The sequence below is a fragment of the Methanobrevibacter sp. TLL-48-HuF1 genome (assembly GCF_023617305.1).
GTDB lineage: Archaea > Methanobacteriota > Methanobacteria > Methanobacteriales > Methanobacteriaceae > Methanocatella > Methanocatella intestini.
On the sequence record NZ_CP081485.1, the window covers coordinates 382,412 to 397,575 of the forward strand.

Here is a 15,164-nt window from a genome sequence, read left to right on the forward strand (position 1 = left end):
TAAATATAACACAAACATAAATTTACAAGTATAGGAGAGTGTAAAATTATGAAAACTGTAGCAATCGTAGGAAGTCCTAGAAAAGACGGAAACTGTGATATTTTAGTAAACAAAGTATTGGAAAAAATTGACGGTGAAAAAAGCATTTACTATCTTAATGAATTAGATATTGGTTTTTGTAAAGCCTGTCAAGCCTGTCAAAAAGGCGACTGTGTAAAAGATGATGATGCAAGAAAAATCATTGATGAAATGCTTGAAGCAGATTTATTTATTTTCTCAAGCCCAATTTACTATGGTCAAATGAGCGGACAAGCAAAAACATTAATTGACAGATTCTATCAAGTTTCACAAAATCCAAATAAAAGCTTAGAAGGTACAAAAGTAATAGAAATATTTACCCAGGCTCAACCAAGCGATGCATTTGCAGCCTACATTGATTCAATGAAAGTTATACCATTTGGATACATGGGTATGGAAATAATCGATACCATTGTTGCAAAAGGAGCTGCTGGAAAAGGTGACGGATTAGAAGAAGCTATTGCACAAATAGAAAAAATAGGAGATAAATTATAAATCTCCTCTAATCACTTATTTCATAACCTAAATCAGTTAGCTGATTTCTTATTTTATCAGACAATTCATATTGTTTGTTGTTTCTTAATTCTTGTCTAACATCTGAAATTAAAGTTAATAATTCATCAGAAGATCCTGTATCTTTTAAAACAAAATCAATACCTAAAATAAAACCAACATCATCTAAAAATTCACGAATAGCTGAAACATCTTCATCAGCTAAAGAATCAATTTCACTTTTGGAATCATTTATTAATCCGAAAATAGCTGCAATAGCTTTTGGAGTGTTGAAATCATCATCCATACTTTTAAAGAATTCTTCTTTAGCAATTTTTAATGGAGCATAATCAGAAGTGGCATTTTCTATGATTTCACATTCTAATGATTCATAATATTTTTTAATTTTATCTAAACTTTTTTCAGACTGATGAAGTGACTCTTTTGAAAAGTCAATTGGACTTCTGTAATGAGTAGACAATACAAAGAACCTGAATACATCAGCATCATATTCTTTAAGTAATTCACGAATCGTAATGAAATTATTTAAAGATTTGGACATTTTTTCTCCTGAAACATTTAAAAATCCGGTGTGTAACCAGTAATTTACCATAGGACTTTTTCCGCTAACTGCTTCCATTTGGGTGATTTCTGCTTCATGATGAGGGAATATTAAGTCAAGCCCACCTCCATGAACATCATATTGCGGTCCGAAGTAGTATTCAGTAATAGCTGTATCTTCAATATGCCATCCAGGTCTTCCTTCACCCCATGGAGAGTTCCATACAGGTTCATCTACATTTTCTCTTTTTTTCCATAATGCAAAATCAATCGGATTTTTCTTAGTAGTTTTAGCTATTTCCCTATGGGATTCCAATTCTTCAATGTTTCTATTTGATAATTTTCCAAATTCCTTAAAATTGTCTATTCCAAAATAGACTCCGTCTTCAGTTTCATAAGCAAAACCTTTATCAATTAATCTTTGAATCTGATCAATTATTTCGCCCATGTGGTCAGTAGCTCTTGCAAATAAATTAACTCCTGTGACATTTAATTTAGCCATGTCTTCAATATATCTTTTTTCAAACTTCTTAGCTATATCACCTGCAGGAATTCCAGTTTCTTTTGATCTTTTAATTATCTTATCATCAACATCAGTAATGTTCTGAATATAAAATACTGTATAACCTTTATATTCCCAGTATCTTTTTATTGTATCAAAAGAAATGTAAGTTCTTCCATGGCCAATATGAGCATCATCATAAACAGTAGGTCCACAAACAAATAAATTAATTCTATTATCATTCATGGTTTCAAAACTTTCTTTACTACGAGTTAAAGTAGAATAAATTTCCATAAAAATACCTCAAAAAAAGCAATATAATTAATAATGAAGGCAAGCTAGGGATTTGAACCCCAGTATCATGGTCTGCAGCCACGCACCTAAGCCGCTCGGTCAGCTTGCCATAAAAAATAAAACAGTAATTAATAGTTTGACTATTATTACATATATAGTTTACGATTTACATTCTGTAACTTCAGAACCTAAACAACCTTGACAATCTTCATCAAGATCATTTTTATCAATGTTTAATTGTTTTAAAACATCCCCAATTTCAATATGTTTGCAAATAGAACATGTTCTACCAATTATTTCTGTTTTTTTAGCTTCACCATTATGTAATTGAATAGCTAATTCATTAACCATTTCTTTTACATTTGAACTTAAAACAACACCACTACCTCTTTTATCAGTAATATACTGAGATACAGCAGGTTGAGTTATATCCATAAGTTCAGAAACATCCTTTTGTTTCATACCTAAAGCCAATAAATCTTTAGCTAATTCTGATCTAATTGCAGGTATTACATACCATACAACAATTTCACAAGGCGGTTTCATGTTAATCTCCTATTTTTTCAATAAATCATCCAATTCGTCTTCATCATCTTCAGCTAAACAAATTGAATTTTTTTCATATAATATCTTAATGTGTTTATCATTTTCTTTAAGATGCTTTGTAAGAGTATTAATTGCATCAGCTACTGGATCTGGAAGCTTATTATGATCTAAATCAACAGTTTTATGGTGAATTTCAATATTTTCTGCATTTTTACTTCTAACAATTCTTCCGGGAACTCCGACACATGTGGAATCCGGAGGAACATCTTTTAAAACAACAGCACCAGTTCCTATTTTAGAATATTGGCCAACAGTAATATTACCCATTACTTTAGCTCCAGCACCAATAATTGCTCCTTTTTCTATAGTTGGGTGTCTTTTAGTTTTTTGTGTGCTTGTTCCTCCAAGAATTACTCCCTGATAAATAAGTACATCATCACCAACAATTGCAGTTTCTCCAACAACAACACCCATTCCATGGTCAATAAAAACACGCTGACCTATAGTTGCACCGGGATGGATTTCAATACCTGTTAAAAATCTGGCTAAATTTGAATTCATTCTAGCCAATAACTTTAAAGAGTGATTCCATAGATAATGGCTGACTCTATGCATAATAATAGCATAAAAACCAGGATAACATAAAAATATCTCTAGAGTACTGCGTGCTGCCGGATCCTTCTCCTTTATTGTCTTGATTTCACTCTTTAATCTACCAAGCATTAACAAACCCCAAATTGTATTTAGAATATGTATATCTATAAAAATATAACATATAGTATATACATTTTCTATAATACATAATATATAAATTTATTCAAATAACCAGTCAACAGATAAATATCTTGAACCGTCATCAGGTAAAATAGCCAATATTCTTTTACCTTTATTTTCATCCCTTTTAGCTACTTGAATTGCAGCCCATGTTGCTGCTCCAGATGAAATTCCTGCAAAGATTCCTTCTTTTTTAGCTAAATCAAGTAAGGTGTTACCTGCATCTTCATCTTTAACAGGAATAATCTCATCAATAATATCAGAATCATAAATAGACGGAACAAAACCTGCACCAATACCTTGGATTTTATGAGATCCTTTAACTCCTTTTCCTAAGGTTTGAGAAGACTCAGGTTCAACAGCTATAATTTGAACATCAGGATTTTCCTCTTTTAATACTTTTCCAATACCTGTAATAGTTCCTCCAGTTCCTACACCAGCAACTACAGCATCAATTTTACCTTCAGTATCTCTTAAAATTTCTTTAGCAGTAGTTTTAGAATGAATTCTTGTATTAGCTTCATTATCAAATTGATGTAAAACAATACCATTTGGAATTTCTTTTTCCAATTCATCAGCTTTAGCTATAGCTCCACCCATACCTTCTGAACCTGGAGTTAATACTAATTCTGCTCCAAAGATACCTAACAATTTCCTTCTTTCAATAGACATGGTTTCAGGCATGGTTAAAATTAATCTGTAACCTTTAGCAGCTGCAGCAAAACCTAATCCAATACCGGTGTTTCCACTAGTTGGTTCAATAATTACAGAACCTTCTTTAAGCAAACCTTTTTCTTCAGCATCTTCAATCATTGCAACTGCAACACGGTCTTTTACACTTCCAGTTGGATTGAAAGATTCCATTTTTACATCTACTTCTGCATCTAAATCTTCAGTTATATTATTTAATTTTACAATAGGAGTATTTCCAATAGCATCAATAACACTATTTAAAACTCCTCTTTTTAATTCTGGGACATTTACCATAATTATTTCTCCTAATTAATCTATTTAAGGTATATTATAAAGGGTTATCATTAATTGTTATATTTTGGAATACCTAATATAACAATAGTTATTGTTTATAACTAATGTTATATAACAATGTTTTTATTTATAAATGTTTCGGAAAATCAGCAGTAATCACAAATATCTGATATTGGACACATTTCACATTGGGGACTCATCGGTTTACAGATAGTCTGGCCAAACTGAACCATTAAATCATTTAATTTAATCCATAATTCCTTAGGAGCTATTTTAGCTAATTCCACTTCTGTCTGTTCAGGTGTTTTGGTATTTACCAAACCAATCCTATTGGAAATTCTATGAACATGAGTATCAACAGGAATAGCTGGAAGTTCAAATGCATAAACCAGAACACAGTTAGCGGTTTTACGGCCCACCCCAGGAAGCTCAACCAGCTCTTTTAAATTATCTGGAACTTCTCCCCCATACTGATCAATTAAAATCCTTGAAACTTCCTTAATTCTAGCTGCTTTTACACGGTAAAATCCGGAACATCTGATTAACTCTTCAACATCCTCAGTTGGAGCATCCACAACTTCATAAATGTCTTTATATTTGCCAAATAAGTTTTTAGTAGCCTGATCTGTGTTTTCATCTCTGGTTCTTTGAGATAAAATTGTTCTGACTAAAACCTTGTATGGATCATTATTTAGAAATTTTCTAATTTTATATAACTTATTTAACTCATCAACAATTTTAATAACCTTATCAGTTTTTGTTAGTTCCAACACCAAACCACTTCCTAAATTAACTCCAGTTCAACTCCAATTTCTGCCATAGCTTCAATAAAATTAGGAAAAGACACATCAAAAACTTCCCCATTCGTAATTTCTATATCATGTTTCAGACCAACTAAAGAAAATGCCATAGCCAATCTATGATCTTTATGTGAATCAACAGTACCTGAATGGATTCCGCCTTCAATAGACATGCCGTCTTCAAATTCTTTTAAATTACATCCTAATTTCTCAAGTTCTCTGCATGTAGTATCTATTCTATCTGTTTCTTTAACTCTGGCATGTTTAACACCAGTAATGTTAGTAGTTCCATTAGCCAGAGCTGCTAAAATAGCTACTGTAATTAATAAATCAGGAGCATTTGATAAATTAACATCGATTCCTTTTAAATTACCCTCAGATGAAATTTCAACATAATCATCAGATATTTCTATTTTTGCACCCATCTGTCTTAAAATATCCAATATTAATTTATCTCCCTGTTTAGAATCTTTAAATAAATTTAATATTTTAGCTTTCCCACCATAAATAGCTACAGCTGCCAGCAAATAAGACGCTGATGAATAATCCCCTTCAACTATATAATCACAGGATTTATATTCCTGTTTAGCTATGTTAAATTCATCAATGCGACAGTTTTTAAATTCCTTATCACAGTCATCATGGCGTATATAAAATTCATTTTTAATTTTAACACCAAATTTAGCCATTATATCACAGGTCATATTTACATAAGGACGTGACTTGAATTCAGGAAGTACAAATAAATCAACACCCTTTTCAGACAAAGGGGCAGAAATTAGAATTGATGAAATAAATTGGGAACTGACATTACCTAAAATACTAGTTTCACCACCCACATAACCTGGTTTAATTAAAATAGGTGCTTTTCCATTGCCGTTGATGGAAGTTGCATTTACACCTAATGAAGCTAATGATTCGGTTAAAATTTCCATAGGTCTTGTCTGTAAAGATTCATCTCCCGTTAAAATAACTTCATTGTCAGCTAAACTAGCTATACTGGTCATTAATCTTAAAGTAGTTCCTGAATTACCTAAATCAATAGGAACTTCTGATGAATTATGCAATTTACCATTGGTTCCAGTTATTTCCAGATAATCATCTTTTTTAGTAATATTTGCTCCTAAAGCCCTGCAAACATTAATAGATGATAAAACATCCTGTGAAAAAAGTATATCATAAATTTTAGATGTTCCATTAGCTAAAGATGCCAATATAACTGCTCTATGAGAATAACTTTTAGAAGGTGGTGCTTTAACCTCACCTCCAATATTGGAAATATTTTTAACTTTAAGATTCATTGTTATCAATTCTTATTTACCTTATAATAATTATTATATTTATCTGATTAATTAAGTTAAATAAAAAATTACTCTTTTCTTTGAAGTACAATAGCTATAAAATTCAAATATTTGCAGGCTCCTGCATCAATAGCTTTTTTATCACCTGCAGCATATTCATTGTTACAGTTAATCCAATCCTGCCAAAGTTCTTCATTTCCTTTCATCTGTTTAATTGAAATAATCCTTGATTTATCAGATTTATCAATTATATCTTCCCAATAATCCATATCATGAATATAATCTAGCTGTTCTTCATTCCAGGAAAGCAATAATTCATCAGGCAAATTATCATGACAGTCTTTTTTCATACCAGGAACTGCAATATACACATAACCTCCAGGTTTGATAAACGGAATTATTTTTTCATCTAAAAAGCTTGAATCTCTTCCAAAGTAATTATAGGAATCTGCACAAATTATTGCATCAAAAAATTCATGAGCAAATGGCAGATCATTAGCATCCGCTTTGATAGGAATTATTTCATCACCTGAAAGCCCCATTTTATCAAAAAATTTCTTGTTTTCTGTAGGGTCACTCCACAAATCAGTAGGGAAAACTTTAAAGCCATATTCTTTTACAAGAAATACTGAAGTTAAACCATTTCCGCTTCCTAAATCCATCACAGTAGCAGAATCTGAAATATTATGATTTACTAATAATTCTTCAACTAGTTTTAAAGGATTCGGACCCATAATTTTATTTTCAACTAAATTTTTATCATACTTTATTGATTTCTCATAATTCAATGTAATCACTTAAAAAAATTGTTAATTTAATAAAAACAAATTAATTTTAGATAAAAGAAGAATAAAAAGTTTACTGTTAAAAAAAATAAGAATTGAAGTAAAATTATCTCATTACTTCAACAATAACATCTAAATTTTCAGACTGCAGGATATCTACTTTTTTACCGGAAGCTCCTACAATTTCTTTTGAGATGTTTAATAAATCTTTACCCACAACAATATCTCCAATAGCTAATTCGCCAGATTCTTCTAATTCATCAGCTATTTTTTCAATATCAGTGGATTTTAAGTAACCGATGATTTTTCCGGCATCTTTTTTAAACATCGGTCCGATTTGAGACATGTCAGGTTCAACTTCAATGATTTTTTCATGAACTTCAGGTTTTCCTGTTTTAATAGATAAATCATCAATTTTAAGAGTTCCTTCAATATCCTGTGAAAATTCATCGAATATTTCAACTAAATTCTCATCATTAGTATAAACATTAACTTCAGACAATTGAGCGTTAAGAGGTATTTTTGAACTGGATTTGAATCTTCTTACTTCATCAATTAAATCTACAGTGATATTACCTTTGTTTTCGTAATCTTCACTTACTAAATCCTCATTAACTTCCGGCCAGGAGGTTTTATGAATAGACTCGCCGTCACCAAAGTATTGGTAAACTTCTTCTGCAAAGAATGGTACAATTGGAGACAATAATTTCAATGAAGTTTCAATAACATTTCTTAAAGTGTATTTAGCTGCTTTTCTTGATGAATCACTTACATCATCATTGTATAATCTGTATTTTACTGCTTCAATGTATTCATCACAGAAATCATGCCAGATGAATTTTTCAATTGATGTAATTGTAGTTGCAAAGTCATAATTTGCAAATGCATTATCTACAACTTTATTAAGGTTATTTAACTTAGATAAAATCCATAAATCAAGAGGATCAAAGTTACCTTTTATTTCATCGTAGCTTACCTCTTCATCAAATATCTGCATACTGATGAATCTGAATGCATTCCAGAATTTTCTTAAGAATCTGTAACCATGTTTAATGTCCTTCCAGTCAAATATTACATCTGAACCAGGTACACTGTTAGCTGCCCATGTTCTTAAAGCATCTGCACCGTATTGCTCAATTACTTCATCAGGAGCAATTACATTTCCTCTGGACTTACTCATTTTGTATCCGTCTTCACCAAATACCATACCATTGATTACAATATCATCAAATGGTTTTTTACCTGTTAAAGCAAGACAACGAAGTGTTGTGTAAAATGCCCATGTTCTGATAATGTCATGTCCTTGCGGACGGATATTAGCTGGGAAATTGTTTTCATAACCTTCGTTAGGCCATCCTGCAATTGAAAGCGGTGAAATAGAACTGTCCATCCAGGTATCTAAAACATCCTCTTCTCCAATAAATTCCTCACATCCACAGCTGCATGCTTTTTTAGGTTTATCATGAGTCGGATCAACTGGCAAGTCTTCAACATCAGGAAGCATTACTTTTCCACAATCTTTACAGAACCAAACAGGTATAGGAGTTGCAAATAACCTTTGTCTTGAAATACACCAGTCCCATTCCATAGAATCTGCCCAGTTAATCATACGGCTTTTCATATGTTCAGGAACCCAGTTCATTTCTTCTGCTGCATCTTTAGTTTGCTCGATTAATTTATTTACAGCTACAAACCATTGTTTTTTAACTAAAATTTCAATAGGAGTTTTACATCTCCAGCACTGACCAACATTCTGGTCAACTTTTTCCTGTTTTAAAAGGTATCCTTCTTCTTTCAAGTCTTCAATAGTTTTAGCTTTACAGGTAGCCAAATCCATTCCTTCATATCTTCCGGCAGCTGCAGTCAATCTGCCTTTTTCATCAATAGCATCAATAATTTCCAGATTATGTTTATTTACCCAGGCCACATCTGTTTTATCCCCGAAAGTACAAACCATTACTGCACCAGTACCAAATTCAGGATCTACTTCTTCATCAGGATAAATTTTTACTTTCTGATGAGATAAAGGTACTTCAACATATTTATCAACTAAATGAGCATATCTTTCATCATCAGGATGAACTACAACAGCTACACAAGCAGACATTAACTCAGGACGGGTAGTTGCAATCATAACACCCTCATCTTTAGGATTGGCCTCTTTACCTGAAACTTTAGAACTGGCTATATCATCATAAGAATCTTCCATAGCTGGCGGGAAATTGACATAGTTTAAAAAGGTTTCATTATCACTATACTCTACTTCTGCAAAAGCAATAGCTGTTTCACAACGAGGACACCAGTTAACCGGATGAATACCCTGATAAATTAATCCTTCATCATACATTTTTAAAAAGGAATATTGTGTCCTTTTCATGTATTCCGGAGTCATAGTAATAAATTCACGGCTCCAATCCTGTGAAAAACCTAAAGATTGCATTTGATTTTTCATTTTAGCTATGTTTTGAGTAGTTAACTCAATACAATACTCTCTGAATTTAGCTCTTGAAACATCATTTTTCTTAATTCCATGAGTTTCTTCAACTTTAACTTCAGTAGGAAGACCATGACAATCCCATCCCTGAGTAAATAAAACGTCCAAGCCTTTTAATCTCCTGTATCTTGCATTCATATCAATGTAAACCCAATTTAACACATGCCCTAAATGAATAGAACCAGTTGGATATGGTGGTGGAGTATCAATTATATATCTAGGTTTAGTTCCATCACCGAGGAATTTATAAAGCTCCTCATCTTCCCATTTTTGCTCCCAAATCTTTTCTTTTTTAAAATCATAGTCTTTAGGAATATTCTCACTTGACATATCTTTTCTCCAAATAATTAAATAAAAATAATATTATTAAATATGTATTTCTTTATTTAAAAATATATAAGAAAAACTGCAGGTTCTCATGAAATTTTGGCGAATTGAATTATATTGAAAATTAATATTTTAAATGTCTCTTTTTATTTTAAAGTTATGAGATTTAACTTTTATTTACTCTGCTGAATTTTTTTCGACAAAAATATCCATATATCTGACTGATACATCTAAAGCCGAATCCCAATAGAATTTAATCTAAGAATTTTAATTTCACCGGCAATGCAATGTTTTCAATAAATTCAGCATCATAAGATTTAAAATTAAATAAAACTGTGATTAAAATAAATCACCATACAATTTCTGCTGTAAAAAAATTAGAAAATTTCGACGAAATCAATAAAACAGATACTTTAATAATGATTAACTACACTAAATAATAAATGTATAAAAGAATATAAAAGGACTGTTAAAAATGGAATTATTATGGTTTTATGTTGCAATCGTACTAGCTATAAGCGACACAGTCCACACCCAAATCGTGTGGAAAATCTTTAATAAGTTCTACCTTATTTTAGGAGGAATAATTAACAATTCAGTAAATGCTCCATGGAAAACATGGATTATACATGAATTAATGGAAGCAGGATTCCACTTTATTTTTGTGTCAATAGTATTTTTAAATTTAGAAATAGGAATATTAGCAGCATTTATTCATTTTGTAATAGATGTAAGCCACACATTACTTATTAACAGTCATATGAATGAATTAGAACACAGGTCATTACATTTTGTAATTGAATCATTATTCTTCATAGCTATTTATGGATTATAAAAATAATTTTATTGGAGTATATTAAATGCCAGTTATTACATTCAAATATCAAGATTTAAAAGATTTAGGAATAGATATGGAAAAAGACGAATTAATAAACACTTTACCAATGATGTCAAGTGATATTGAAGACTTTGATGATGAAGAAATTAAAGTGGAATTTTTCCCGAATCGTCCGGACAATTTATCTGTAGAAGGAGTTGCCAGATCTTTTAAAGGCTTTATCAATCAGGAAACCGGACTTCCAAAATATGAAGTTGCACCATCAGATGAAAGTGTAATTGTAGATGCTGAAGTGGCTAAAATCAGACCTTACATTGCCTTTGCAAAAATCGAAGGTGTTGATTTTACCGGTGATAAACTTAAATATATTATGGATTTTCAGGAAAACCTTCACTGGGTAATCGGAAGGGACAGGAAAAAAGTAGCTATTGGTATTCACAATGCAGATGTTGTATCCCAGCCATTCCATTATATAGCTACTCCTAAAGCTGAAAATGCATTTGTTGCTCTTGAAAAAGATACTCCAATGACTCCTGAAGAAATATTAACCCAGCATGAAAAAGGAGTTGCCTATGCTCATCTTCTTGAAGATTTTGATAAATATCCTTTAATTTTAGACAAGGATAATCAGGTACTTTCCATGCCTCCAATCATTAATGGAGAACTTACAAAAATTGATGAAAATGTAAAAAACATTATTGTAGATGTAACTGGAACTGATGAACGTGCAGTTAATCAGTGTTTAAACATTATCTGCAGTTCATTTGCAGAAGTCGGCGGAAAAATAAAAAGTATGGAAATTAAATACGAGGATAAAATCATAACTACTCCTGATTTAACTCCTCAGGTAAAAAATGTCCATGTTGATGTAGCTAACAGTTTAATTGGCGGAACTGACTTAAATGCTGAAGATATACAACAGCTATTATCTCAAGCACGTTTTGACTCAGAAATATTAAATGACAATGAATTGAAAGTTTATATTCCATCTTACAGAATAGATATTCTTCACGAAGTGGATATTGTTGAAAACATTGCTGTACAATACAGAATTAATGATGTTGAAGCTAAACTTCCAGACATTTCAACAATAGCTTACGAACATGACTGGTTCAGATCAGAATCAATTATGAGAGAAGTTATGATCGGATTAGGATTTCAGGAAATTATGAGTTTAATGCTTACTAATGAAGATGCACACTTCACTAAAATGAAACAAAAAGAAATCGACCATGTTCAGGTAGCAAGACCGATTACAATTGACAGAACCATGATTCGTACAAGCTTAATCAACAGTTTAATGGAATTCTTAGAAGACAATAAACACGAAGATTTACCTCAAAAGATATTCGAAATAGGTGATGTCTTATATATGGATGAAACCCAAGAAACCAAAGTAAGAGCTTCTAAAAAACTAGCTGGATTAATCTGCCACTCAAGTGCAAACTTTACTGAAATCAAATCTGTTGTAACCAGCTTACTTCAAAACTTAGGTTATTCCATGGAAATCAGTGACAGCGACAATTCCAGTTTTATAGCTGGAAGAGTAAGTGATGTAAAAGGAACTTCAGCTAATGGAAATGTATCCGGTTTCTTTGGTGAATTCTCCCCTGAAGTAATCACTAACTTTACTCTAGATTATCCGGTAATCGGATTTGAAATTGAATTTAACCCACAGGAATAATTCAATTTTCTAATTTCTCTTTTTTTAATTTTATTTTATCAGAGGATTTAAAGATAAATCAATTTCATAAAGCAATTTTTCCAATTATTAGGCAATTTAGATAATTAGCCCGTTAATACCACAGTTTTTTCATTTGAACATCAATTTCAGAGTAATTTACATCAGGATTATTTTGAGAAGAATTGTTAACTGAAATGTTTTGTGAATCTTCACCATGTTGTGGCATTTGTTCAGCAGCTATCAAAACACCGCCAACAGCTATAATTACAATTAAAAATAAAACCCATTTATTCATAGTTATTCTCCAATTAAAGTTATGTTAACTATCCTATTATGTCTTGGTCCATCTAATTCTATAAAAAATACTGATTGCCAAGTTCCTAAATTTAATTTATTGTTATATATTGGAACAGACTCACTAGAAGAAAGTAAAAATGATTTTAAATGAGCTTTAGCATTATTATCAATATTATCATGTTTATAACTAAATTTATTAGAAATTATATTGGATAATGCAAATTCCAAATCTTCAAGTAGGCCTTCCTCATTTTCATTTACGCAAATAGCTGATGTAGAATGTTTAGAAAATAAATTTACAATTCCATTGCTGACCTTGGAATTAGTTATTATTTCATTAATTTTAGATGTTATGTCAATAATTTCAAAAGTCTTATTTGTATCTAAATTAATCTCAATATTTTCAATTAGCATTATAAAAATATTATATGAAACTAGTATTTAAAAATTAAAAAACAAATCAATACAGTGAAACTTAAATAGTTTTTTAATTTTTTGGCTTTGCAGACTTATTCTTGAGTTAGTAATTTATTTTCAAAGCAGAAAAAATCTTTCAGATTTTGGTTTTGAAAAATCAATGCTAAAAAAAATAAAGAAATAAACAAAGATATCATTCTAATCATCATTTTAAGTATTTTTCTCCATTCAATCAACTTACTATTTATTTTCATTAAAGACTTTTGCAAATATAAGTTATTATATGACGTATTCAGTAATTACTCAAAAACTCTCCCCCCAATTACATAAACGCAAATGTTTCAGGAGGTAAATAAATAATATTGTCCTCTTTGACAATATTTGATTTGGTATTTGAAATAATTATACCGTGAGGAGAATTATATGTACTAATAGCACGTTTAATTTGACTTTTATCCTTTTTACCACAGCTTACTTCAATTGGAATAGGTTTTTCTAATCCTCTTTGAACAATAAAGTCAACATTTTTCCCACTACTTTTTTTATTGCTGTCATCATAGTATATTTTATAATTTATGTGATTTTTATTATCCAAATCATGGAAACTTGAAGCTACATAAGTTTCAAGCAGTTTTCCCATATATGCTGTTTCATCCTCAAAGGTAGCATTGCCTATATTTAATATAAGATTATGTTTTAAACTTGATGTTGCAAAAAAATATTCATAAGGTTTTGTTGTTCGTTTTACTGATGAAGTAAAGGGTTCAATATGAAATATTAATTGTGTTTTTTCAAGAATATTTAATACTTTAGTGACTAAAGCAATCTTGGCATCAAAATGATTTGAAAGAGAACCTTTTGAAACTTCACCAGGATTTTGAAAAGCAAAAAAATTCAAAATCTGAAAAGCAAGATATTGTGTATCATTATTTATACCTTCAATATTGGCCATATCCGTTGTAACAACTTTATCCACCATATCAACAATTTTTTTAGTTATATCATTAGTATTTTGATAAAATGAAGATGGAAAACCTCCAAATTCTAAGAAATTCTTCAATTCATACATATCATAGTTTGAAAAACTTGAATATATATTAATTATTCTTCTTTCTAAATCGGCAATATTTTGCACATTTCCGTCAAAAATCATTTGAATTAATGACTCTGAAATATCATTTTTAAAATTTCCATATTTTAATTTTAAATGTTCTGAATATGTTAACGGGTAAATTGGAATATTTAATAATCTCCTTGCAGCATCAGGATTATAAGAAAGTTTTAGTGCAGATGATCCACTGAAAATCATAAAAATATTTTTAGTGCCGTCAAATATTAATTTTCCATTTAACGCCCATTCTTTATCATACTGTGCTTCATCAATTAAAAGGAATACCGGTTTAGATAATGTTTCAATTATTGAATTATGATATGTTTCCAAATAGGAATTAACAACATTAAAAATATCAGCATTACCTATTTTTTTTAATCGGTCACAGGAAAAATACAAAATATTTTCAGGAGATATCCCTTTTTCTTTTAGAAGATATTCATATACCTGAAATAGCAGAGTTGTTTTTCCAACATCACGCACCCCAGGTAAAACAATAAAACGATTTATATCTTCCCCTTCAAGAAAATTATCAATATATTTTATAATATTATCATAATCAGAACGTTTGTTAAATTTTTTATCTTTGTATGTTAACTCCTGATTTAATTTCATAGGTACTGACAATATTTGATTTCTAATATATTTATTTTGCAATTCGTTCATTGTTTTGCCCCCTCAAAATAATAATTATTATCATATATAGTCATAGTTATTTATATATACTACTATTTTTAACAGTTATAGTTATTTATATATAACTAACCTTTTAATCACCATAGTTTTAAAATTTAACTTTACATCTTCATTTAGTTTATTTGTATCCAAATTAAACCTAATATTTCCAATTATGAAAATATTATATAAAACAAGTAT

Annotated in this window: 14 protein-coding genes and 1 tRNA gene; 3 read left to right on the forward strand and 12 right to left on the reverse strand. The window is 30.4% G+C overall.

Annotated features, from left to right (window positions below; genetic code table 11):
• Positions 1–48 precede the first annotated feature (48 nt).
• Entirely contained in the window at positions 49–573 is a 525-nt protein-coding gene (locus K4897_RS01835) for a flavodoxin family protein (protein WP_011953792.1), read from the forward strand.
• A gap of 7 nt (positions 574–580) precedes the next feature.
• On the opposite strand, the gene cysS is transcribed toward K4897_RS01835, so the two are convergent.
• The 9 genes from cysS to K4897_RS01880 form a co-directional block, all read right to left on the reverse strand.
• A complete protein-coding gene (cysS, locus tag K4897_RS01840; protein WP_019266229.1) occupies positions 581–1,927 on the reverse strand; it encodes a cysteine--tRNA ligase in 1,347 nt (448 codons plus the stop codon).
• Between the two features lie 37 nt (positions 1,928–1,964).
• A tRNA-Cys gene (locus K4897_RS01845) sits at positions 1,965–2,036 on the reverse strand.
• Between the two features lie 50 nt (positions 2,037–2,086).
• Positions 2,087–2,473 carry a transcriptional regulator gene (locus K4897_RS01850; RefSeq protein ID WP_019264185.1) on the reverse strand — a complete coding sequence of 129 codons (387 nt, stop codon included), beginning with the start codon at positions 2,471–2,473 and terminating at the stop codon, positions 2,087–2,089.
• Positions 2,474–2,482: 9 nt separating this feature from the next.
• The gene (gene cysE, locus K4897_RS01855; protein WP_019264186.1) at positions 2,483–3,196 is read right to left on the reverse strand and encodes a serine O-acetyltransferase; all 714 of its coding nucleotides are present in this window, start codon (positions 3,194–3,196) and stop codon (positions 2,483–2,485) included.
• 90 nt (positions 3,197–3,286) lie between these two features.
• On the reverse strand, positions 3,287–4,234 hold the full coding sequence (cysK, locus tag K4897_RS01860; RefSeq protein WP_019264187.1) for a cysteine synthase A: 948 nt from the start codon (positions 4,232–4,234) through the stop codon (positions 3,287–3,289).
• A 146-nt stretch (positions 4,235–4,380) separates the two neighbouring features.
• Positions 4,381–5,010 (reverse strand): endonuclease III, encoded by a 630-nt coding sequence (gene nth / locus K4897_RS01865; RefSeq protein ID WP_019264188.1) that lies wholly within the window; start codon positions 5,008–5,010, stop codon positions 4,381–4,383.
• 8 nt (positions 5,011–5,018) lie between these two features.
• Entirely contained in the window at positions 5,019–6,335 is a 1,317-nt protein-coding gene (aroA, locus tag K4897_RS01870; RefSeq protein ID WP_019264189.1) for a 3-phosphoshikimate 1-carboxyvinyltransferase, read from the reverse strand.
• Positions 6,336–6,403: 68 nt separating this feature from the next.
• Positions 6,404–7,123, reverse strand: coding sequence for a cyclopropane-fatty-acyl-phospholipid synthase family protein (locus K4897_RS01875; RefSeq protein ID WP_094516143.1), 720 nt, complete (start codon positions 7,121–7,123; stop codon positions 6,404–6,406).
• Positions 7,124–7,226: 103 nt separating this feature from the next.
• Entirely contained in the window at positions 7,227–9,944 is a 2,718-nt protein-coding gene (locus tag K4897_RS01880) for a valine--tRNA ligase (protein ID WP_094516144.1), read from the reverse strand.
• Positions 9,945–10,416: 472 nt separating this feature from the next.
• Here K4897_RS01880 and K4897_RS01885 point away from each other — a divergent pair, with 472 nt between their 5' ends.
• Complete coding sequence (locus tag K4897_RS01885; RefSeq protein ID WP_094516145.1) at positions 10,417–10,776, forward strand: hypothetical protein; 360 nt, start codon at positions 10,417–10,419, stop codon at positions 10,774–10,776.
• A gap of 25 nt (positions 10,777–10,801) precedes the next feature.
• Entirely contained in the window at positions 10,802–12,463 is a 1,662-nt protein-coding gene (gene pheT, locus K4897_RS01890) for a phenylalanine--tRNA ligase subunit beta (RefSeq protein ID WP_250416387.1), read from the forward strand.
• A gap of 112 nt (positions 12,464–12,575) precedes the next feature.
• On the opposite strand, the gene K4897_RS01895 is transcribed toward pheT, so the two are convergent.
• The 3 genes from K4897_RS01895 to K4897_RS01905 all read right to left on the reverse strand — a co-directional run bounded on the left by K4897_RS01895 (position 12,576) and on the right by K4897_RS01905 (position 14,954).
• A complete protein-coding gene (locus K4897_RS01895) occupies positions 12,576–12,758 on the reverse strand; it encodes a hypothetical protein (protein ID WP_019264193.1) in 183 nt (60 codons plus the stop codon).
• A 2-nt stretch (positions 12,759–12,760) separates the two neighbouring features.
• Positions 12,761–13,174 (reverse strand): secondary thiamine-phosphate synthase enzyme YjbQ, encoded by a 414-nt coding sequence (locus tag K4897_RS01900; RefSeq protein ID WP_019264194.1) that lies wholly within the window; start codon positions 13,172–13,174, stop codon positions 12,761–12,763.
• Between the two features lie 325 nt (positions 13,175–13,499).
• Positions 13,500–14,954, reverse strand: a complete 1,455-nt coding sequence (locus K4897_RS01905) for an ATP-binding protein (protein WP_019264195.1) — start codon at positions 14,952–14,954, stop codon at positions 13,500–13,502.
• Positions 14,955–15,164 lie beyond the last annotated feature (210 nt).